The following is a 21,104-nucleotide window of genomic DNA, read 5'->3' as shown; positions in this document are numbered from 1 at the left end:
TTCTGTTACCGATTGATATGCTGGTACTCACCAGAATCCTTGGTGGCCAGACTGACCACGACAATGGCGATAAACGCTGCAATGAAGCCCGGAATGATTTCGTACACGCCCGGGCCACCCATAAAGCTGCCGTTCCAGCCCAGGGAGATCCAGATCATCACGGTGGCAGCACCAATCACCATACCGGCAATCGCGCCGGCACCGTTAGTTCGGGACCACATCAGGGACAGCAGGATCAGCGGACCAAAGGCAGCACCGAAGCCGGCCCAGGCGTTACTGACCAGTGCCAGAACCTGGGAGTTCGGGTCAGAGGCGATGACCGCAGCTACCAGACCAACGGCTACAACGCAGGCACGGCCAACGTTGACGCATTCTTTGTCAGTTGCTTCTTTACGCAGGAACAGGCGGTAGAAGTCTTCCGTCAGCGAGGAAGACGACACCAACAGCTGACTGGAGATGGTGCTCATGACCGCCGCCAGCAGGGCTGCGTAAAGGAAGCCGGTGATCAGTGGGTGGAACAGCAAATCAGACAGAATGATAAAGATGGTTTCCGGGTCAGCCACGTCCAGACCGTTACGTACGGCGTATGCACGGCCAAAAATACCCAGAGAGATCGCACCAATCAGTGAGATGGCCATCCAGCCCATACCAATATTACGAGCGATCGGAACATCTTTGAGCGTACGGATCGCCATGAAGCGCACAATGATGTGTGGCTGGCCAAAATAGCCCAGGCCCCAGGTGACGGCCGACAGCCAGCCAATAAAGGTGAGCCCCTCTGTCCAGGACAGCAAGGTCGGATCAACTTCATTCAAGGTCTGGGACGCCTGAGCAAAGCCACCGCCGCCTTCACCGAACAGCACAACCGCCGGCATGATGACCAGTGCCAGCATCATGATGCAGCCCTGAACAAAGTCCGTCATGCTGACCGCCAGGAAGCCGCCTACTACGGTGTAGGCCAGAACCACGCCGAGGGTAATTACGATACCGACTGCATAATCGCTCAGGCCGCCGAAGTTGAAGATACCGGCAAAGGCACTTTCAAACAGCTTGCCACCGGCAACCAGGCCGGATGCGGTGTAAACCGCAAAGAAAATAACAATAACAATGGCGGACACGGTTCTCAGAGACAGAGCCTGGGTCGGGAACCGGTTTGCCAGGAAAGACGGGATGGTGATGGCGTTACCGTAGTGAACGGTTTGCTCACGGAGCCGGGGCGCAACCAGAACCCAGTTAAAAAATGCACCGACAAACAAGCCAATACCGATCCATGCATCCGCAAGACCACTGACAAACAACGCCCCGGGAAGACCCAGAAGCAACCAACCGCTCATATCCGAAGCACCTGCCGAGAGCGCAGCGACCTTTGGACTGAGAGCTCGCCCGCCCAGCATGTAGTCTTCAGATGATGACGTAGATCTCTGCATTGCATAAACGCCGATGGCGATCATGACCGCAAAGTAAGCAAATAGACTGATCCAAACACCAATAGCCATAAGGCTCCTCCGGTTTAATGAGTCGGACTAAGTCCGCTCGCTGAGCGCAGACCAGGCGTACATGCCAGTGAACTGCGCTGTTCTTCTTGTTTACCCGAATTCCATCCCTATTGGAGCGAGGCGCTCCCCGCACAGATTCTCCTTTAATATAGTTGAGCAGCAGCCCTTTGCGACCACAACCAACAACAAATCAGCAACACGGGATCGCAGACGCTATAAGTTAGTAGTACTACGCATTCCCGGCTTACAGAATCCTACGATTGTTTTGCAGAATTCTCCGGTACTCCCGATATTACGAAGAAAATCAGGCAACCTGATCTCTGACCTGTAATCTGGACGGCGTAATACCCTTATATTTTTGCAATGCATTGGTGAGGGCACTTTGAGACGAAAAACCCGTCCGATAGCTGATCTCAGAAACTGAGAACTGAGATGAGGTAAGCAGGTGCACGGCCTGCTCAAGACGAATCTGCAAGAGGAACTGATGCGGCGTGATGCCGGAGACTTCACGGAAAACCTCATGGAAGCGGCTAACGCTCAGACAAGCTTCCTTCGCCAGATCCTGAACCGTCATTTTTCGGTGCAGATTTTTAAGGATATAGCGACGAGTGGCATCCGGGCTAACGCTGTGCCGGTTAGTGTGACCGCTCTTCCCGTCGACAATCCGGTCGGCCATGATGTACAGAATACTCGCTGCAAGGTGCCGGTGGAGGGCCTCATTATCGGGAGATCGATCAAATTCCGCCGCCGCGAACTGCACCAACCCCTGCAGACGGTGGTCCAACTGAACCGTTCGCGGCTTTTCAAACACTCGCGCCATTCGCTCATAATCGGCATGAGCCGGCGAATCAAGAGCCGGGCTCAATGGATCAAGGTTGATGACCAGCACGTGGTTCTGTTGATCGCCACAGTAGTCATGTTTCGCTTCGGTGGGCACCAGGCAGGCCTTCCAGGTATCAAGATAGGAGCCCACGCCATCAACACTCAACTCAGCGGCACCGCGCACGCCAACGACAATCTGATGGTGCTCGTGATTATGCTGATGGGAATTTACCGGAAGTTTGAGAAGCTTTGCATCAAGCATTACTGCTGCCGGCCTTTAATCGAGAATGTTTGTTAATTAAAGCAGATCATTACAGAAAGTGCACGAAAGTCACGCCAACCACACGGAAAACAACAGGACTTACTCTATTTTCGGGAAGCCACGACAAGGGCTCTCAGCAAACCCGTTACACCCTCCGAGACCTGCTCAAGCGGCAGCGCTGCATTGACGATGTGATAGTTCGCTGGCGCCGCTGTTGCTCGCTCAAGGTAGGTATTACGAATACGCTGAAAAAATTCCACAGCCTCTTGTTCGAATCGATCGAGCTCACCCCGGCTCCTGGCTCTGGCCATACCGGTTTCCACCGGCGCATCCAGAAGAATCACGTGATCAGGCCGCACCTCGCCCTGAACCAGAGACTCAAGAATCGCGATACGCTCCTTGGGAACCCCCCTGCCCCCACCCTGATAGGCAAAGGTCGCATCGGTAAAGCGGTCGCACAGAACCCATTTTCCGGCAGCCAGAGCTGGCAGAATCCGGGTATGGAGATGCTGGGCCCTGGCCGCGAACATCAACAGCAACTCCGTCATTTCATTGACTGGCTCCTCACGAGGCGCCAGTAACAACTCACGAATGCTCTCTGCCATGGGCGTACCACCCGGCTCACGGGTCACAATAAACTCGACACCGAGTGATTCGAGAGTATCCGCCGCGTTCTGAAGCTGGGTAGACTTGCCGACACCTTCAGTGCCTTCAAATGTGATAAAACGTCCGCGGGCAGTCATCAATTCTCTCCAGCGTTTTCAGTTTGAGCTTTCGGCGCCGGAGAAGAGCGATAGCCCTCTTTACGATTCAGCTGAAACTCTCTGACCGCCTTCTGGTGTTCCGCCAGTGTTTTTGAAAAGGTGTGACTGCCGTCGCCGCGAGCGACGAAGTACAACGCATCTCCGTCGTCCGGGTGCAGTGCAGCGTAAACTGAATCGCGGCCAGGCAAGGCAATGGGCGTGGGTGGAAGACCGTCGATGCGATAGGTGTTATACGGTGTATAGGCTCGGAGATCCCGGGTGCGGATGCGGCCATCGTAGCTTTCGCCCATGCCGTAAATAACCGTTGGATCTGTCTGCAGCCGCATACCTTTCTGCAGCCGGCGCACAAACACGCCAGCCACCTGCTGGCGCTCGTAGGGCACGCCCGTCTCGCGCTCAATAATGGACGCCATGATCAGGGCTTCATACGGCGTGTCGTAGGGCAAACCTTCAGCACGGTTCGGCCACTCCTCCTCGAGCACACTGACCATTCTGTTGTAGGCACGCTTCAGGATATCCAGGTCGGTTTCGCTGCTACTGAACATGTAGGTATCCGGAAAAAACCAACCTTCGGGATGCTGTCCGCCCGCACCCAGCGCTTCCATAACCTGCTGGCTTGTCCAGTCGGTCGTTACCTTTTCAAGTCGATCGGTCCGGGCCAGCTCAGCACGCAAATCGGCAAAGGTCCAGCCTTCTATAAACTGCACAGCCCACAGCTTGACGTTGCCCTCAACCATGGTCTCAACTACAGCAACCGGTGTCATACCCGGCGCTAGTTCGTAGTCTCCTGCTTTTATGCGCGTCTGTTCCGGGTTCAGCCGCCCATACAGGCGCAGCCAGAGCGAGTCAGACACCAGGCCCCGGCGGGACAGCTCGTGAGCAAGACCATTGAATGACGTTCCGGGCTCCACGGTGAACAGTACTGTTTCATCAAGCGCAACCGGCTTATTCAGTGTCTGAAGTCCCTGCCAGACCCAAAGGCCGGCACCGGCCCCAACCAGCACAACCAGTGCAGTCAAAATTAAAAACAACTTCCTGAGCACGAGCATTATTCCGTTGTTGTGTTAGGGGCACAGATTGTCGCAAGGCGGCCAGCCACAGGCAAATCCTGTCCCGCAAGACTGCGAACCGGAACCACACCCAGCACACTGTTCGTGAGGTACACACCCCGACAACGCCCGCCCAGCAAATCTTCCGGCAACACCGGCTGCTCCATTGCTGCCTCGCCGGCATTCCGAAGGCGCTCAAGCACAAATCGGCGCATCACCCCGGCCACGGCCAACGAATCCGTAGGCGGAGTCACCCAGCCGTCATCCATTTCAACGAAGAGATTGGTTCGGGTACCTTCAACAATATGCCCGGCAGGGTTTGCCATCAGCACTTCAAACAGATCTCCCTGCAACTCACGGGAGGCCATCACCTGCTCCAGCCTGTTGAGGGATTTAATACCTGAAAACAACGGATTTACGGTCAGCGGAATACGGGAGAAATCCACTTTGACACCCTCTTCGGCCGGTAAAGGCGGTGAAGGAGAGTGTGACACAAGGAGATTGGGAAGCATGCCTGGGCCTGGCCGGTAGCCCCGGCCACCAGAACCGCGCGTCAGAATCAGCTTGAATACACATCGGGCGGTTGCCTCCGGACCTGAATAGCGGGCCAGCGCCTGACGAACTACCCCATCAAGCTCAGACCGACCAATCGTAATGCCTAACCGCCTGGCATCGCTTACCATCCGATCAAGATGGTAAGCCAGCATCGGTGCCCGGCCATCGTCAATGCGGATGGTCTCGAACAGCCCATCGCCATAAGCAAGGCCACGGTCATCCGGCGGCAAGCCGCCCTCGTCTGCCCAATAGAGCTGAGCCACGACTGATTCAGCCCTCGTATCGGCTAACGATCAATGTACCGTTGGTGCCACCGAAACCAAAGGAATTCGACAACGCCACACGGGCGTCCGCCTTCCTGCTTTGATGTGGCACAAAATCCAGATCACAGCCCTCATCGGGGTTGTCCAGGTTAATGGTGGGCGGCAGAATCCCATCACGTACGGCCAATACCGAAAAGATCGCTTCCACTGCGCCAGCCGCGCCCAACAAATGGCCTGTCATGGACTTGGTACTGCTCATGGCCAGGCTTTGCGCATGCTTGCCGAATACTGACTTCACCGCAGCCACTTCGGCGACATCACCCACCTGCGTTGACGTGCCGTGAGCGTTAATGTAATCCACCTGTTCCGGCTTCAGCCCCGCATCGCGGATGGCATTGATCATGGAGCGCGCGGCACCGTCCCCGTCCGCCGGGGGTGACGTGATATGGTGAGCGTCGTCGCTCATACCAAAACCGATCACTTCACCGTAAATTGTCGCGCCACGAGCCTTCGCATGCTCCAGCTCTTCCAGCACGACCACACCTGCGCCATCGCTGAGCACAAAGCCATCCCTGTCTTTATCCCAGGGACGACTGGCCTTTTCGGGCTCATCGTTACGTGTCGACAATGCCCGGGCCGATGAAAAGGCCGCCACGGCAGACCGCGTGGTCGCCATCTCGGACCCCCCCGCCAACATCACATCGGCGTCGCCGTAGGCAATGGTTCGTGCAGCATATCCGATGTTATGAGTCCCGGTGGTACAGGCCGTCACAATGGCAATATTAGGCCCCTTGTAGCCAAACCGGATGGCCGCATTGCCGGAGATCATGTTGATAACCGACGCGGGAACGAAAAACGGAGACACTTTCCGGGGACCCGATTTCTCCATCTGGATAATATTCTTTTCAATAAACTCCAGCCCACCAATACCGGACCCAATCGCAATACCAACCCGCTCTCGATCCAGGTTTCCGTATTGCTCCAGGCCACTGTCATCAACGGCTTGCTGAGCCGCAATCAAGCCATAGTGGATGAAGGCATCAAGCTTGCGGGCGTCCTTGCTGGACAGCCAGGGTTCGATATCCAGATCTTTGACGGCACCACCAATACGAGTGCTGTAGTCGGTCGCATCAAAGCGATCGATCGCCCCGATACCACTGCGCCCTGCACATACTGAATCCCATGAGGTTTTTACATCGTTCCCCACCGGAGACAGCATCCCCATGCCCGTGATGACTACCCGTCGTTTGCTCATATCCCGATTCACCTGATTGTTCCGTCTGATTTCTTGACCATTGTGCCGACATTCAGCCAATAAAAAAGCCGTCCTTCAATTTACCCAAAGGACGGCTTTCGCCTGGCTATCTGACCTGCAGAGTATCAGGTGTGCGCGACGATGTAGTCGATCGCGTTCTGAACGGTGCCCAGCTTCTCGGCCTCTTCGTCAGGAATTTCAGTCTCGAATTCCTCTTCAAGGGCCATAACCAGCTCAACCGTGTCCAGTGAGTCAGCGCCAAGATCCTCTACAAAAGAAGATGTGTTCTGAACTTCGGACTCTTTTACGCCCAACTGTTCGCATACGATCTTCTTAACGCGCTCTTCAACTGTACTCATAATGTCCTCACTTTATGTGTCAACCAAGCAACTCAATGATTGCCAGTTTAGTTTAAACCCCACCTGCAAACAAGCAGGGATTCGGTCAAACATGTTGTACGACAAGGGGTTGCACTACAGCCCGGAAGCGGGCTTAACCCATATACATGCCGCCATTCACATGAATGGTTTCTCCAGTAACGTAAGCCGCGCCATCTGAAGCCAGGAAAGCGACTACCGAGGCAATTTCCTCCGGCTCACCCAGTCGCCCTGCCGGTATTATTTCCAGCATAGCGTCACGCTGCTTGTCGTCCAGTTTTTTGGTCATATCTGTGTCAATAAAACCGGGCGCCACACAGTTGGCGGTAATGCCCCGATTTGACATTTCTTTTGCCAGGCTACGAGTAAACCCTTCAACCCCGGCCTTGGCCGCACAGTAATTACCCTGGCCGGGATTACCCATGCCGGCAACAACCGAGCTGATATTGATAATTCTGCCCCAACGGGCCTTGGCCATGCCACGCAACACGGCTTTGCTGGTGCGAAATACGCTGGACAGATTGGTTTCCAGTACCGCAGACCAGTCATCTTCTTTGAGTCGCATCAAGAGGTTGTCGCGGGTAATGCCGGCATTGTTAACCAGAATAAGGGGCGCGCCAGACTGCTCAGCAATCTGCTTCAACCCGGCGTCGATACTCTCGGGCTCCGCCACATTCATGACAATACCGTAGCCGTTATAGCCAGCCGCCTTGAGGCCCTCGGAAATCGACTCAGCGCCTTCAGCGCTTGTTGCCGTCCCCACCACTTCCGCACCCATCCGGGCCAGCTCATGAGCTACCGCCTTCCCAATACCACGGGTGGCGCCGGTGACTAACGCTACTTTGCCTTGCAAAGACATAAAAACTCCGTTTTTGTCAGGACTTCTGGAGCGCCTCAATCGCGCTGGCCAGAGAGTCGGGATCTTCGATGCTGTGCACGGGCAAACCTCGCTCAATGCGCTTTACGAGCCCTGCCAACACCTTTCCGGCTCCACACTCAACGGCTACGCCTACACCCTCGCCCACCAGCGTGCGGATCGAATCGGTCCACAGTACGGGAGAGTACAACTGCTTCAGCAGGTTTGCCTTGAGAGTTTTGGCATCTGTCGAAACGGCCGCATGAACATTCTGCACCACCGGAATGACAGCATCATTAAAGCGCACTTCATCCAGGGCCTCCGCCAGCTGCTCAGCCGCACCTTTCATCAGAGCGCAGTGCGAAGGAACGCTGACGGGCAAAGGCATTGCCTTGCGAGCACCCCGTGCCTTACAAGCCTCAATCGCACGCTCAACTGCAGCCAGCGAACCCGCGATCACGACCTGGCCCGGAGCGTTGAAGTTCACTGCGGCAACCACATCGCCCTCGGCGACCTCTTCGCAGACCGCAACAACATCGGCATCATCCAGCCCCAGAATAGCGGCCATCTTGCCTTCCCCTGCGGGCACCGCATCCTGCATCAGTTCGCCACGGAGCTGCACCAGCTTGACAGCCTCAATGAAGTCCAGGCTCTCAGCCGCCACCAGGGCGCTGTATTCGCCAAGACTGTGACCCGCCACAAAATCCGGCCGCGGCCCGCCCGTCACCATCCATTGCCGCCACAAAGCCACGCTCGCCGTCAACAGCGCAGGCTGGGTCACCATGGTCTGGTTGAGTTCTTCTGCCGGACCGTGCTGGCACAGATGCCAGAGGTCATAACCAAGCACCTTGGACGCATCGTCAAAGGTTTCAACGATCATTGGCCACTGATCAGCGGCAGCCGATAGCATACCAACCGATTGAGAGCCTTGTCCGGGGAATAAAAACGCAGATTTCATAGGCGGAATCTTATCGTCATTGAGGGGTTGTTGGAGATTAGCCAATAGTACAATTCAGGCCAATTATCCGCGATACAGGGCATAAATGCGGGACGACTTTAGTCTCAGCGGCCAGCGAAACACCTAGAGCATCAGATCGTCAAGCCGTTCATTGATCCGGCGGGGCACCTCAAGCTCCACCTCACGAATGGCTTGCCTTATCGCCGCCAGCATAGCCCGGTCATTAGCATTTCCATGGCTCTTGATCACCACCCCCTGCAGCCCGAGCAAGCTCGCGCCGTTATGGCGGGAGGGGTCCATAAGCTGCAATAGACGGCCCATGATAGGCTTTGCCAACAAACCGACGAGACGCCCATACAAAGAACGGGTAAAGGCCTGCTCGAGCAACTCGATCAGCAGGCCAGCAACGCCTTCACCGGTTTTCAAGGCAATATTGCCCACAAACCCGTCACACACTACTACATCAGCGACGTCGCGAAACAGATCGCTGCCCTCGACATAACCTATGTAGTTCAGAGTTTCGCACTGAGCAAGCATGTGAGACGCAAGCCGAACCTGCTCATTGCCTTTTATCTCCTCTTCGCCAACATTGAGAAGCGCAACCCTGGGTTCAGACAACCCACAGATAGCTGAGGCCATGAGCGACCCCATCAGGGCATACTGGTAAAGGTTTTCAGCGCTGGAATCGACGTTGGCGCCAAGATCCAGGACATGGCAGCGGCCGCGAAGAGAAGGGATAAGTTTGGCAATTGCCGGGCGTTCAATACCCGGATACATGCGGATAAGAGATCGCCCAAAGGCCATCAAAGCGCCGGTATTGCCTGCACTGACACAGCCCTGGGCTTCGCCATCACGAACCAGGCCAAGGGTGATTGCCATCGACGAATTTCTTTTGTGTCGCAACGCATGAGAGGGCCGCTCATTCATGCGAACCACATCAGCGGCTTCAACAATGCGGATTTTCGGATGCCCACCATGCAACAAGGCCTCAAGCTCGCTCCGGATACCTACCAGAACAAGACTCAAGGCCTCATTTTCGCGTACCGCTGCCAGAGCGGCATGGACAACCACCTCGGCACCACGATCACCGCTCATGGCATCGATGGCTATGGTGACGGACTTACTCACCGTTCGTCCATTCGACACAGGTCAGAAGGTTGTCGTAACGAGATTACTCGTCGCGCGCTTCAATAACCTGCTTACCGCGGTAAAAACCGTCCGGAGACACGTGGTGGCGACGATGAACTTCGCCAGTTGTTGCGTCTGTGGACAGAGCAGAAACGGGCAGAGCGTCGTGTGAACGGCGCATGCCACGCTTGGAACGGGTCTTGCGATTTTGCTGTACAGCCATGGTATAAGCTCCTGACCTATTAACGAAAACGTTAGTGCTTAGTCGTTTTGAAACCCGCCAGCACGCTGAACGGATTATCCTCTCTTTTCCTTGCCTCGGGCTCGCTGGGTGCTTTTGACGGCTCCAGCGCCTCCAGATCTTCTTTTGCCGGGCACTCATCCCTGTCATGCAGAGGGAAAGGCGGCAATACCAGAAGCAGCTCGTCCTCCACCATCGACCACAAGTCCGCTGTAAAATCCTCAAAGAGGAAAGGCTCCAGCGTCTTTGGCAACCGTTGAGCCTGCTCATCACTGATGACCAGGCCCAGATCAAAACTGGACGTCAGCGTAACCTGCATATCATTCATGCAACGCTGGCATACCAGAGTGACCGGTGCAGACAGTTCGCCTGACACAACCCTTCGGCGCTCGCTATCCTGATAAAAGGAAAGCTTCACGCGGCATTCGCTGCCACCCTGCAAACCCGGTACCGCTTCTCGAAAACGAACGAGACCCTCGAGTGGTACTACCCCCTCAAGTGTCGTGTTTTGCTCTGCCAACCGGCTAGGGTCAACGAATTTCGGCAGTTCGGCGTTCGGTGCTTTGGACATAGGCGCGCAATTTTAGGGACGAGACTGCCCGCTGTCAAAGACTTAATCGCTTTTATGGCGGGGCTTTCTGTTTAAGTAGGGGTATTTTACGATAACGACCCAAACTCACACCCCGAGCCACCCCGCAAAAGGCACAATCATGAAGCCACTCCTTCTCGCTTCCTCATCCCCCTACCGCCGCGGCTTGCTCCAGCGGCTTGGCCTGCCATTTAGCTACGCCAGTCCCGATATAGACGAAACACCGTTACCCGGCGAACGCGCCGAGGCACTTGCCGTCCGCCTGGCAGTGAGCAAGGCAAAAGCGCTAGCCAGCCAACACCCCGACACTCTCATTATCGGTTCAGACCAGGTCGCGGTGCTACCAGATGGTACTCTGCTGAACAAACCGGGAACTCATGAACAGGCGACGGCTCAGCTGGCTCTCAGCAGCGGCAAAAGCGTTCGATTCCAGACTGGCCTGGCACTTCTCGACACCCACACCGGCACCCTGACAACCTGCTGCGAGCCGTTCGACGTTTTTTTTCGCGAGCTATCACCACAGGAAATCGCCAACTACCTGCTCAAGGAGCAGCCATACGACTGCGCCGGAAGCTTCAAGATGGAAGGGCTCGGCATCGCCCTTTTCAGCCGCCTTGAAGGAAGAGATCCGAACAGCCTGATCGGCCTGCCCCTGATCGCCCTCGTGGACATGCTCCGGACGCTGAACATCAATCCACTGCTAACACCCTGACCGCAAAGGCCGTCAGGAGCCAGATCCATTAACGCAATTCCAGGCGCGACTCCAACAGCTGAGCTGCCACACCCTCACCCATCGACACACCCAGCTGCTCTACAAACTTCTGAAAGGGCGAGGGGGTTCGGCTGTAATCAACCAACTCCTCTTCACCGACCAGCTCACGCGCCACCCACGAGGTGCTACCCAAACCGTCGACGAGCCCCAGCTCAAGCGCCTGCTCACCGCTCCAGACCAAGCCGCTGAACAACCTTTCATCGTCGGCCAGACGATCACCGCGCCCATCCTTTACCGCCGCAATAAACTGCCCATGAGTACTCTCAAGAACACTCTGCCAGAAAGCGATATCCTCATCACGCTCTGGCGAGAACGGATCAAGAAACGCCTTGTTTTCACCTGCCGTATACAAACGACGGTCAACACCCAGCTTTTCCATCAACTCGGTAAAACCGAAACCACCCGCTACCACACCGATCGAGCCAACCAGGCTTGCCCGGTTGGCATAGATTTCATCAGCTGCAGCGGCAATGTAATAGGCACCGGACGCCCCAATGTCAGAGATAACCGCATAGACCTTTTTGTCCGGGTATTCAGCTCGCAGCCGCTTGATCTCATCATAAACGTAGCCGGACTGAACCGGACTGCCGCCCGGACTGTTAATCCTCAACACCACGGCCCTGGATTTTTCAGCCTCAAACGCAGCCCGCAGGGAGCCCACGAGGTTATCCGCACTGGCCAGCTCATCCGCTGCAATCGGGCCACTCAACTCAACCAGCGCGGTATGGTGGCCGGTCACCGCATCCATGCCATCGCCGATCGGGGATCGAATCATGAACAGCAAAGCGAACAAATAGGCGAACGTCAGAAACTTGAAAAAGATACCCCAGCGCCGGCTACGCTTTTGCTCAGACTGTAAAGACAGCACCAGCTTTTCAATCAACTTCCAGTCCCGACCTGACTCCGGCGGCAAAGCCGGCTCCTTGCCACCCAATATCCCGCGCTTACCCGACTCCCAATCACTCATCTGCTATCCCTTAACTACCAATGAACGCATCAACTCAAGGCTTACAGCCCGAGAACCCGCCGCAACTCATCAACCGTATTGACGACGGCGTGAGGGTCATACTCCTGCAGCACGTCCCTTTTGTGCACGCCCCACTCCACACCGATCGCCGGCATACCAATCCGACGCGCCATATCGAGGTCATAACGGGTGTCGCCGATCATCACCGCTTCTTCCGGCTGATAACCATAAAACTCAAGAATCTCCTCAAGCATTAAAGGGTCCGGCTTGGAACGGGTTTCATCGGCACAACGGGTTATATCGAAGTGATGGCCCAGACCACTGGTCGTCAACGCCTTTGCGAGACCTTTGCGGCTCTTGCCCGTCGCCACAGAGCAACCCCGTCCGGACCGACAAATATCTGCAACCACGTCGGCCATCCCGTCGAACACATTCTGTGGCGTTGTCATCTTCTGGAAAAAATAGCCAGCATAGCCCTCGCGGATGCGTACAATTTCCTCCCGAGTCAGCCCAGGGTAGAGCTTTTCCAGCGCCTCAATCATGCCCAACCCGATAATATCCCGGTAGGCCTCGCGCTCCAGATTCGGATACCCAAGTTCCGTAGCCGCCTGCTGCAAACTGTCGGCAATGTGGTCTACGGAATCAATCAGCGTTCCGTCCCAGTCGAATATCACAACTTTCACATTCATTTCTGCGCACCTTTACTGCGACGCGTGAGTTCGTCAACCAGCTTCGTGAAAGCACTATCATACGGAGCTTCAAGAAACATAGCTTCCTCGGTGCCAGGTAACGTGAACTCCAGAGCCCTGGCATGGAGCATAAGACGTTCGCCCCCAATCGCCCGAAAGGCCTTGAGGCTGGCATCATCCATATACTTGTCATCACCGGCAATCGGGTGCCCCGCCCAGGCACTGTGCACACGAATCTGGTGCGTTCTGCCCGTGACCGGAGAGGCCTGCACCAGACTGTAACCCTCAAACCGCCGGAGACACCTATACAGCGTCAGGGATTCTTTCCCGTCAGGACTGACCCGCACACGGCGCTCACCATTCGGCATCTCGTACCGCAACAAGGGCTCCGACACACGGGTCACATTATCAGGCCAATCACCGACAACCAGCGCGTGATAATGCTTACGCATACGCTTGTGCCGCAGCTCATCCTGCAAAAAACGCAGAGCTGAGCGCTTTTTGGCGACCATCACAAGGCCGGAAGTATCGCGATCCAGGCGATGCACTAACTCTAGAAATTTGGCCTGCGACCGCGAAGACCGAAGCACCTCAATCAGCCCGAAACTCAGACCACTACCACCATGAACCGCAATACCGGAGGGCTTGTTTACTACCAGCATATCGTTGTTTTCAAAAACGACCGCCGCTTCCACCACACCCTGAACCCGGTCACCGGGCTTGGGCAACTCCGGCCGGGCCTGCTGGACAATCGGCGGGATGCGAACCACATCGCCTGCCTGGAGACGGGTATCAGGCTTGACCCGCCCTTTGTTAACCCGCACCTCCCCCTTGCGCACCACGCGGTAGACAATACTTCTGGGCACACCCCGCAACCTGGCTAACAGAAAATTATCGACCCGCTGCCCGGCCATATCCTCATCAACCGTTAACCACTGAACCCCTTTCTGGACCTGACCCGCCGGCTGGGCACCAGCCTCAGGCCTGTCCTTGGCGACCCCCGCTTGCGGTCGCCCTCTGGCCGTTCTGGTCGGTTGCTTTCGGGAAGCAGATTTATCAGACATGAATAACCTTTGCCGGATCACCCCGGGCGCGTGAATACAGGATTGAACAGCCAATACTTTACTGTTATATTCCGACGTGCTCTGCCGTTTGTCTACGGCCTGAAGAATTCTGTTCAGAAGCCGGAGCGGCAGCAGTATACCGACACTGATTAAGAGATTGAACGCCGAAAGCCCAATCATTACCGGGCTCGGCATGAAACAAACTCCCGGCCAACAGGGCTGACCCAGAGAGGCAGCAACCTGCCCGGGAGATGAAAAACCGACAGAAAAACCGTCAGGCGAAACATCGCGAAGAATCACTGCCACGCAAACCCGGGCCGTCAGCTAACCAATACGACGTGAGACCCAGGCGTTTGTGTGAACCTGAAAACGGATATTATGCGTCAACAGACACTCACCCTATTCGATCCGAACCTGCCAACAGGCAGGCGTAGCATCGGCGGTGGTCTCAGACATACAGGGTCAAATCCCGTAAAGGTATGACTCGTCTGGCCGCCGGTTTGCCCTGCTGTTTAAGGGCCCGCGGCACGCACATCCTGCTTCGCTGATGCGAATGCCCCGGTTTTCTGTCACTAACAAACGACAGGAACCCACTTTTTCCATGAAAAGAATGCTGATCAATGCAACTCACCCCGAAGAGTTGCGCGTAGCGCTGGTAGACGGCCAAAGACTGTTTGATCTGGATATCGAATCCAGCACTCGAGAGCAGAAAAAAGCCAACATTTACAAAGGCCGGATAACACGCGTTGAACCCAGCCTTGAAGCCGCCTTCATCGACTTCGGCGCAGACCGCCACGGCTTTCTCCCCCTGAAGGAAATCTCCAAAGAATACTTCAAAAAGTCGCCCGGACAGATCGAAGGCAAGATCAACATCAAAGACGTGCTCTCCGAAGGCCAGGAAGTCATCGTTCAGGTCGACAAAGAAGAACGCGGCAACAAGGGCGCAGCCCTGACGACCTTTATCTCCCTTGCCGGCCGCTATCTGGTGCTGATGCCCAACAACCCTCGCGCCGGCGGCATTTCCCGCCGCATCGAAGGTGATGAGCGCACCCAGCTCAAAGAAGCCATGAACGGCGTGCAGATCCCCAAGTCCATGGGCATCATTGTGCGCACCGCCGGTATCGGCCGCACCACGGAAGAGCTCCAGTGGGACCTCGACTATCTGGTTCAGTTCTGGGAGGCCATTACCCAGGCCGCCGGCGAGCGTAAGGCTCCGTTCCTGATTCACCAGGAAAGCAACCTGATCATCCGCGCCGTTCGCGATTACCTTCGCCAGGACATCGGTGAGGTACTGATCGACGCAGAGAGCGTCTATGAAGACGTGCTGAGCTTCGTTCGCGCTGTCATGCCGACCTTCGAAAACAAGATCAAGCTGTACAAGGACGAGATCCCGCTGTTCAGCCGTTACCAGATTGAAGGCCAGATCGAAACGGCCTTCCAGCGGGAGGTCAAGCTTCCTTCCGGTGGCTCGATTGTCATCGACCCGACCGAAGCTCTGGTTTCTATCGACATCAACTCCTCCAGGGCCACCAAGGGCCAGGACATCGAAGAAACTGCCCTCCAGACCAACCTGGAAGCGGCCGAAGAGATCGCTCGCCAGCTGCGCCTGCGAGACATGGGCGGCCTGATTGTCATCGATTTCATCGACATGACTCCGGCCAAGCACCAGCGTGAAGTCGAACAGAAAATGCGTGAAGCCCTGGAAATTGACCGGGCCCGCGTACAGGTCGGCAAGATCTCCCGTTTCGGCCTGCTGGAAATGTCACGCCAGCGCCTGCGCCCCTCCTTGGGCGAGACCCGTAGCGAAGTCTGCCCACGCTGTGAAGGCCAGGGCACGATCCGGGGCATTGAATCCCTGGCGCTGAGCATCATGCGGCTGATCTATGAAGAATCTTCGAAGGAGAAAACCTCAGAAGTCCGCGCCATGGTGCCGGTCTCTGTTGCAACCTTCCTCCTGAACGAAAAGCGTAAGCAGCTGGCAGATATCGAAGCACGCCAGGGCGTATCCGTGATCGTGGCACCTGTCCCCAACATGGAAACCCCGCACTTCGAAATCATTCGCATGCGCCAGGATGAAACCACGGCTGAGCACATTTCCAGCCATCAGGTTGCTCACGAATACAATGAACGTGAAGAAGAGGCCGCGGTAGAAGTCACCAGTGCCGAGAAACCCGTTCGCGAGCAAGCCGCCGTAAAAGCCATCCGCCCGTCCGCACCAGCACCTACGCCAACGGCCCAGGCGGCAGCTACCGCTGACACCGAGGAAGGCTCTTTCAGCAAGCTGTGCAAGAAAATTGCAAACTTCTTCCGCGGTGAAACACAGCAGAGCCAGCGAGACGACAACACCAGCTCCGACCGCAACAAGGACCGCCTCACCCAGGCGCGCCAGGATCGCCGTAAATCGCGCGTAGCACGCGACGACCAGCGCTCAGGCGGCAATCGCAGTGGTAACGAGCGTCGCCAGGGCGGACAGGCTGGCCGTAACGACGACAACCGTAATCGCAACCGCAACAACCGGTCTGAAGACCAGAATCGCGGATCACAAGGTCGCCAGAGCCAGCAAGACAACAAGCCTGCCGACAATAAAGGTGGTGACAGCCGTCGTGATGGCCGCAAGGAAGGCCAGAATCGCGGCCAGGGCCGCAACCGTCCACAACGTGATCCGAAAGACCAGAAAGACCCAAAGGATCAAAAGGACGTACGTGAACCCCAGGATGCGCAGAAAGCTCCGGCAAGCGACAAGCCAGGTGGCGATGAGAAACGCCGCAAGCCGCGCCGCCAGCGCAACCGTGATGGCTCAACCGCTGTAGCTGCCGCATCCAGCCCGGCAGACCGCAAGGCAGAGCGTAGCGAAAAACACCAGAAGGACACTCAGCCCGAAAAAGCGGCTGATGAACAGCCTTCCACTGCACCGCAGGTGGTTACTGAGGCCAAATCTGAGCCCAAAGACGTAACAGCTCAGCAGAAGCCGGCCGAGCAAAAGCCTGCCGAGCAGAAGGAAAAAGCTCAGGATCAGCAGCCGGCCGCAGAAGCGGTGAAGGCAGAGCAACCTGAAAAGGCCGAACATCAAACGGACAGCGCGTCCGAGCCCAAGGCAGATGAAGCCAAGGCCGAAGAGGCAAAACCGGAGAAGCGCAGACCGGCACAGCGCCAGCGCAAGCCTCAACCTGCGAAGGAAGAAAAAGCCGATAAAGCCGAGCAGCCAGAAAAATCGGCAGCGGAGACGGTGGCGCCTGCCGACAGTAAAGGCCAAGACAACGAAAAGCCGACGGAAGCGCCCAAGACCGCTGAAACACCGGCCCCCGCTGCTGACGCCGGCGACGCAAAACCGGAAGCCCCGACCGCTGAAAAGAAAGTTGAGGTCCCGGAAAAGCCCAAGGCAGAAGCTGAGACCAAGCCTGAGCAGAACGAAGCCGCCAGCAGCGATGCCATAGACGTTCCGGTTACGCCGGGCCGTGCCTATAACGATCCAAGAGAAGTCCGCAAGCGCCAGCGTGCGGCTGAAGCAGCCAAAAAGGCCGAGGGTAATTGATTATGCTGACCAATTCGGACATCGAAGCACTGGAAGACATCCTCTTTGCAGAGCCATGGGGCGATGAAGCCCTGGACTTTTTCGGCTTGCACGGAGCGGTGTGCGCCAGTGTTATCGGGCCGGTCAGCCTGCAGGTGGAAGAACTCTTCCACCTGGCTACAGGCTCGGACACCTTGCCAGACGGCAAGGTGCCTGAAATCTTTGCCCAGTGCGTAAACACCCTCACTCGTGAAATGACCCAGGCCCTGGATATGGGCCAGCCGCTGGAGCTGCCCGAACCGGAAGACGGCGACCCGATGAACGCGCTGGAAAACTGGTGTGCGGGCTTCGTGGAAACCTTCCTGGAACACGAAGAGTCCTGGATGGATGCGGCAAGTGAGGAAGAGGTGGCCGACCTGATGGTGCCAATCCTGACACTCTCAGGCCTGTTTGAAGATGAAGACTTCCAGCGGGCCCGCGAAGACGAAAAAGTGGCAAGCCAGATGGCCGAAGCTATTCCGGATTCGCTGACCGACCTCTACCTGCTTTTCCACGCGCCGGAATAATCTTACCCGCGTACAGGCTCTCGAAAATGATGCCAGACGGGCTCCAGCCCCTCTGGCATTTTCGTAATACGGCCAAGCTCACACCAGGCAGCTCCCGGGAAGTGGAAATCGCTCCCTTGCGACGCCAGCAAAGACTCCTTCCGCGCCAGCTCCGCAATGAACCCGAGATCACCGCTGGACTGCCCGGAAACGGACACCTCGATACCACGCCCGCCGGCCCGGCAAAAATCAGACACAAGCTCCCTCAAGCGCGTGGCTGACAGCCTGTATTTGCGTGGATGGGCCAATACGGCTATGCCTTCGGCATCTCGAACCCACTGCACCACTTCACTCAACTCCGGCCAGCAGGCTTTAACGTCCCCGGGTTTACCCGCGCCCAGGTGGCGCTTGAAGGCGTGAGCCACCTTGGGAACCACCCCGGCATCGACCAGCGCCTGGGCGAAGTGCGGGCGACCGGGCACATCGCCGCCAGCCAGTTCCGTTGCCTGCTCAAGTAACGAGTCAACCTTCAGGCGGGAAAGCTTGTCAGCAATGATCCGGGCGCGCTGCCATCGGTTCTCGTTCTGGCGTGCAAGTGCCGACAGAAATGACGGACTCGCCTCATCAAAATCCAGCCCCACCAAATGAATGGTATAACTCCGCCACACACAGGACAGCTCGACACCGGCGATCAGTTCGAGGCCTGCCCCGGCTGCAGCTTTGCGCGCCTCGGGCAGGCCAGCAATGGTGTCGTGATCGGTTAAAGCCAGGTGGCTGACACCCTTTTCTGCAGCCCGCGCAACCAGATCAGCTGGCGCGAGAGCACCATCAGACGCAGTGCTATGGCAATGCAGGTCAATGCACGGTTTCGGGTCTTGAGGTATAGTCACAGCCAATCCTGAAAATAAAGTGGCCAACAGTGTATCAGCCCTGGAGCAACAGGCCATAACCCTGATAAAAATGACATTGGAGCGAGCAATGTATTACGCCATCATGAGCGAAGACATCACCGACAGCCTGCCCCTGCGCAAACAAGCCAGGCCTGCCCATATCGCCCGGCTCGAAGCCCTCAAGGCAGAGGGCCGTTTGCTCGTCGCCGGCCCTCACCCGGCGATCGATTCGGAAGACCCGGGCGAATCCGGCTTTACCGGCAGCCTTGTGATTGCCGAGTTTGATTCACTGGAGCACGCCCAGGCCTGGGCCGATGAAGACCCCTACATCGAGGCGGGCGTCTACAAGGCGGTCGTCGTGAAACCCTATAAAGTGGCTCTACCCTGAACAACCAGAGACTGGCGCTTTTTTTGCGTCAGATCAGTCAGTATGAGCGGATTGTAACCCGCCGCTGCTTGAATACCGGTCACTCTGTGACAAAATTGCTGCCTTGTAAGATCAAACAACCGCCTAAACCGGGGAACGCAATCAGTGACACCGCTTCGTCTTGCTCTAAGCTTTCTGCTTATCATCAGCTCTATTTCCGTGGCACAGGCCCGAACCGTGTGGGTAGACGACCAGCTTTACCTTCCCGTCAGGTCCGGTGCCGGCACCCAGTTCCGGATTATCGAGAACGCCGTGCCCAGTGGAACACCACTGGAGGTGCTTGAAACGGGCGAAAGCTATACCAAAGTTCGCACCCCGAAAGGCACTGAGGGTTGGGTTTCCACTCAATACCTCAGCAATACCCCGATCGCCAGAGACCAGCTCACCCGGGCAACCCGTGAACTGGAACAAGCCCGTGAAGACCTCACTTCCCTTCGCCAGCAGCTTTCATCGGTTACCGAAGAGCGGGACAACCTCCAAAATGCAGAGAACAACCTGACAGGGCAAACCGAAAACCTGCAGGATGAGCTGCGCAAAATCAAATCCATTGCGGCAGATTCCATCAACCTGGAACGCCGTAACCGGGAACTACGTGAAGAAAATCAGAGGCTGCACAACGATCTGGAAGTGCTTACAGCGGAAAATGAACGACTGGAAGCCAGTAAAGAATCCGACTTCATGCTTTTGGGTGCAGGACTGGTTCTTGGTGGCGTAATGTTGGCGCTGATCATTCCGATGCTCAAGCCAACGAGAAAAACCGACAACTGGGCGTAAACATGAAAGACTATTCGGAAAAGCGCGATTTTTACCGGATGCAGGTTAACAGCCAGATCGAGATTACCGGCAGCAATGGTGAAACCATCACCGGCATCTGTCGAGATCTCAGCGCGGCTGGCATGCAGTTACATGTTGATAAAGCCTTCCCGCTTGGTGAAGAGCTGAAAACCAGAATGGAGGCTGCGGGCGACCAATTCCCGCCTCTCGAAACGGTTGGGGAAGTCCTGCGCTGCGAACCGGACGGCGACGGCTACCTGCTTGGCATCAATATTATTGAGGTTACTCAGTAACAGACAACCCCATAAAAAAACGGCGGCTGAATAGCCGCCGTTTTTTTATGTCTGCTGCATGCCAGACCCCGGAATTAAACCAGGGGCTTCTCGGACACAATGATGCCGTTGTTGTCGGCATAGACGTACTGCCCCGGGCGGAACGTTACGCCGTGAAAGGTCACGGGTACATTAAGGTCGCCAATACCGCGTTTGTCTGTCTTACGCGGAACGGTTCCCAGCGCCTGAACGCCCAGGTGCGTCTTCCCGATCTCATCCACATCGCGAATACAGCCATAGATGATCAAGCCTGCCCAGCCGTTCTCAGCTGCCTTCTCCGCCAGCATATCGCCCAGCAGTGCATTACGCTTTGAAGCTCCGCCGTCGACGACCATCACCCGGCCATTGCCCGGAAGACCCACCTGCTCTTTAACCACAGAGTTGTCTTCAAAGCACTTTACGGTCACGATCTCGCCACCAAACTGGCGTACGCCACCGTAGTTATTAAAGCCAGGCTCTACCACCTGAACTTCCGGAAACTCGTCACACAGATCCGGAGTAATAATGTTACTCACGTT

General features: G+C 56.4%; 23 protein-coding genes. 6 read left to right on the top strand and 17 right to left on the bottom strand.

All coding sequences use genetic code 11. The features are described from left to right. Window positions 1–5: 5 nt before the first annotated feature. The 12 genes from putP to QPL95_RS01600 all read right to left on the bottom strand — a co-directional run bounded on the left by putP (window position 6) and on the right by QPL95_RS01600 (window position 10,597). On the bottom strand, window positions 6–1,496 hold the full coding sequence (gene putP, locus QPL95_RS01655) for a sodium/proline symporter PutP (RefSeq protein WP_303289274.1): 1,491 nt from the start codon (window positions 1,494–1,496) through the stop codon (window positions 6–8). 304 nt (window positions 1,497–1,800) lie between these two features. Next, the gene (locus tag QPL95_RS01650) at window positions 1,801–2,580 is read right to left on the bottom strand and encodes an AraC family transcriptional regulator (RefSeq protein ID WP_303289272.1); all 780 of its coding nucleotides are present in this window, start codon (window positions 2,578–2,580) and stop codon (window positions 1,801–1,803) included. Between the two features lie 104 nt (window positions 2,581–2,684). Continuing rightward, window positions 2,685–3,323 (bottom strand): dTMP kinase, encoded by a 639-nt coding sequence (tmk, locus tag QPL95_RS01645; RefSeq protein ID WP_303289271.1) that lies wholly within the window; start codon window positions 3,321–3,323, stop codon window positions 2,685–2,687. Next, window positions 3,323–4,393: an endolytic transglycosylase MltG gene (gene mltG / locus QPL95_RS01640; protein WP_303289270.1), complete on the bottom strand. Its 1,071-nt coding sequence runs from the start codon at window positions 4,391–4,393 to the stop codon at window positions 3,323–3,325. Before mltG ends, tmk begins: the two co-directional genes overlap by 1 nt. Then, window positions 4,393–5,211, bottom strand: a complete 819-nt coding sequence (pabC, locus tag QPL95_RS01635) for an aminodeoxychorismate lyase (RefSeq protein WP_303289269.1) — start codon at window positions 5,209–5,211, stop codon at window positions 4,393–4,395. Before pabC ends, mltG begins: the two co-directional genes overlap by 1 nt. A 7-nt stretch (window positions 5,212–5,218) precedes the next feature. Continuing rightward, window positions 5,219–6,466, bottom strand: a complete 1,248-nt coding sequence (fabF, locus tag QPL95_RS01630) for a beta-ketoacyl-ACP synthase II (RefSeq protein ID WP_303289268.1) — start codon at window positions 6,464–6,466, stop codon at window positions 5,219–5,221. Window positions 6,467–6,591: 125 nt separating this feature from the next. Next, the gene (gene acpP / locus QPL95_RS01625) at window positions 6,592–6,825 is read right to left on the bottom strand and encodes an acyl carrier protein (protein ID WP_114333443.1); all 234 of its coding nucleotides are present in this window, start codon (window positions 6,823–6,825) and stop codon (window positions 6,592–6,594) included. 133 nt (window positions 6,826–6,958) lie between these two features. After that, window positions 6,959–7,702, bottom strand: coding sequence for a 3-oxoacyl-ACP reductase FabG (gene fabG, locus QPL95_RS01620; protein WP_303289267.1), 744 nt, complete (start codon window positions 7,700–7,702; stop codon window positions 6,959–6,961). A gap of 16 nt (window positions 7,703–7,718) precedes the next feature. Beyond that, a complete protein-coding gene (fabD, locus tag QPL95_RS01615) occupies window positions 7,719–8,657 on the bottom strand; it encodes an ACP S-malonyltransferase (protein ID WP_303289266.1) in 939 nt (312 codons plus the stop codon). A 123-nt stretch (window positions 8,658–8,780) separates the two neighbouring features. Then, a complete protein-coding gene (gene plsX, locus QPL95_RS01610) occupies window positions 8,781–9,785 on the bottom strand; it encodes a phosphate acyltransferase PlsX (protein WP_303289265.1) in 1,005 nt (334 codons plus the stop codon). A 43-nt stretch (window positions 9,786–9,828) separates the two neighbouring features. Further along, window positions 9,829–10,008: a 50S ribosomal protein L32 gene (gene rpmF / locus QPL95_RS01605; RefSeq protein WP_303289264.1), complete on the bottom strand. Its 180-nt coding sequence runs from the start codon at window positions 10,006–10,008 to the stop codon at window positions 9,829–9,831. A gap of 31 nt (window positions 10,009–10,039) precedes the next feature. Beyond that, complete coding sequence (locus tag QPL95_RS01600) at window positions 10,040–10,597, bottom strand: YceD family protein (RefSeq protein ID WP_303289263.1); 558 nt, start codon at window positions 10,595–10,597, stop codon at window positions 10,040–10,042. A gap of 139 nt (window positions 10,598–10,736) precedes the next feature. Between QPL95_RS01600 and QPL95_RS01595 the strand changes: the two genes are divergently transcribed. Continuing rightward, a complete protein-coding gene (locus tag QPL95_RS01595; RefSeq protein ID WP_303289262.1) occupies window positions 10,737–11,327 on the top strand; it encodes a nucleoside triphosphate pyrophosphatase in 591 nt (196 codons plus the stop codon). Window positions 11,328–11,355: 28 nt separating this feature from the next. On the opposite strand, the gene QPL95_RS01590 is transcribed toward QPL95_RS01595, so the two are convergent. Genes QPL95_RS01590 through rluC form a run of 3 tightly spaced genes read right to left on the bottom strand, consistent with a single transcriptional unit; the run spans window position 11,356 to window position 14,107 of the window. Continuing rightward, window positions 11,356–12,354 (bottom strand): S49 family peptidase, encoded by a 999-nt coding sequence (locus QPL95_RS01590; RefSeq protein WP_303289261.1) that lies wholly within the window; start codon window positions 12,352–12,354, stop codon window positions 11,356–11,358. Between the two features lie 41 nt (window positions 12,355–12,395). Continuing rightward, complete coding sequence (locus QPL95_RS01585; protein WP_303289260.1) at window positions 12,396–13,043, bottom strand: HAD family hydrolase; 648 nt, start codon at window positions 13,041–13,043, stop codon at window positions 12,396–12,398. Beyond that, window positions 13,040–14,107, bottom strand: coding sequence for a 23S rRNA pseudouridine(955/2504/2580) synthase RluC (gene rluC / locus QPL95_RS01580; protein ID WP_303289259.1), 1,068 nt, complete (start codon window positions 14,105–14,107; stop codon window positions 13,040–13,042). Before rluC ends, QPL95_RS01585 begins: the two co-directional genes overlap by 4 nt. A 601-nt stretch (window positions 14,108–14,708) precedes the next feature. Between rluC and rne the strand changes: the two genes are divergently transcribed. Continuing rightward, complete coding sequence (rne, locus tag QPL95_RS01575; RefSeq protein WP_303289258.1) at window positions 14,709–17,639, top strand: ribonuclease E; 2,931 nt, start codon at window positions 14,709–14,711, stop codon at window positions 17,637–17,639. Between the two features lie 2 nt (window positions 17,640–17,641). Further along, window positions 17,642–18,184 (top strand): YecA family protein, encoded by a 543-nt coding sequence (locus QPL95_RS01570; protein WP_303289257.1) that lies wholly within the window; start codon window positions 17,642–17,644, stop codon window positions 18,182–18,184. A 2-nt stretch (window positions 18,185–18,186) separates the two neighbouring features. Here QPL95_RS01570 and QPL95_RS01565 read toward each other — a convergent pair whose 3' ends face one another. After that, window positions 18,187–19,053 (bottom strand): PHP domain-containing protein, encoded by an 867-nt coding sequence (locus QPL95_RS01565; RefSeq protein WP_303289256.1) that lies wholly within the window; start codon window positions 19,051–19,053, stop codon window positions 18,187–18,189. 88 nt (window positions 19,054–19,141) lie between these two features. On the opposite strand from QPL95_RS01565, the gene QPL95_RS01560 reads away from it, so the two are divergent. The 3 genes from QPL95_RS01560 (at window position 19,142) to QPL95_RS01550 (ending at window position 20,547) form a co-directional block, all read left to right on the top strand. Continuing rightward, on the top strand, window positions 19,142–19,441 hold the full coding sequence (locus QPL95_RS01560; RefSeq protein WP_303289715.1) for a YciI family protein: 300 nt from the start codon (window positions 19,142–19,144) through the stop codon (window positions 19,439–19,441). 144 nt (window positions 19,442–19,585) lie between these two features. Then, entirely contained in the window at window positions 19,586–20,254 is a 669-nt protein-coding gene (locus QPL95_RS01555; protein ID WP_303289255.1) for a TIGR04211 family SH3 domain-containing protein, read from the top strand. A 2-nt stretch (window positions 20,255–20,256) separates the two neighbouring features. Further along, complete coding sequence (locus tag QPL95_RS01550; RefSeq protein ID WP_303289254.1) at window positions 20,257–20,547, top strand: PilZ domain-containing protein; 291 nt, start codon at window positions 20,257–20,259, stop codon at window positions 20,545–20,547. 74 nt (window positions 20,548–20,621) lie between these two features. On the opposite strand, the gene rraA is transcribed toward QPL95_RS01550, so the two are convergent. Then, window positions 20,622–21,101, bottom strand: coding sequence for a ribonuclease E activity regulator RraA (gene rraA, locus QPL95_RS01545; protein ID WP_303289253.1), 480 nt, complete (start codon window positions 21,099–21,101; stop codon window positions 20,622–20,624). Window positions 21,102–21,104: the final 3 nt, after the last annotated feature.

The organism is Marinobacter sp. SS5-14b (assembly GCF_030541005.1).
Taxonomy (GTDB): Bacteria; Pseudomonadota; Gammaproteobacteria; order Pseudomonadales; family Oleiphilaceae; genus Marinobacter.
Note: the sequence above shows the minus strand (reverse complement) of the source record. Positions and strands in the feature narration are given on the sequence as shown.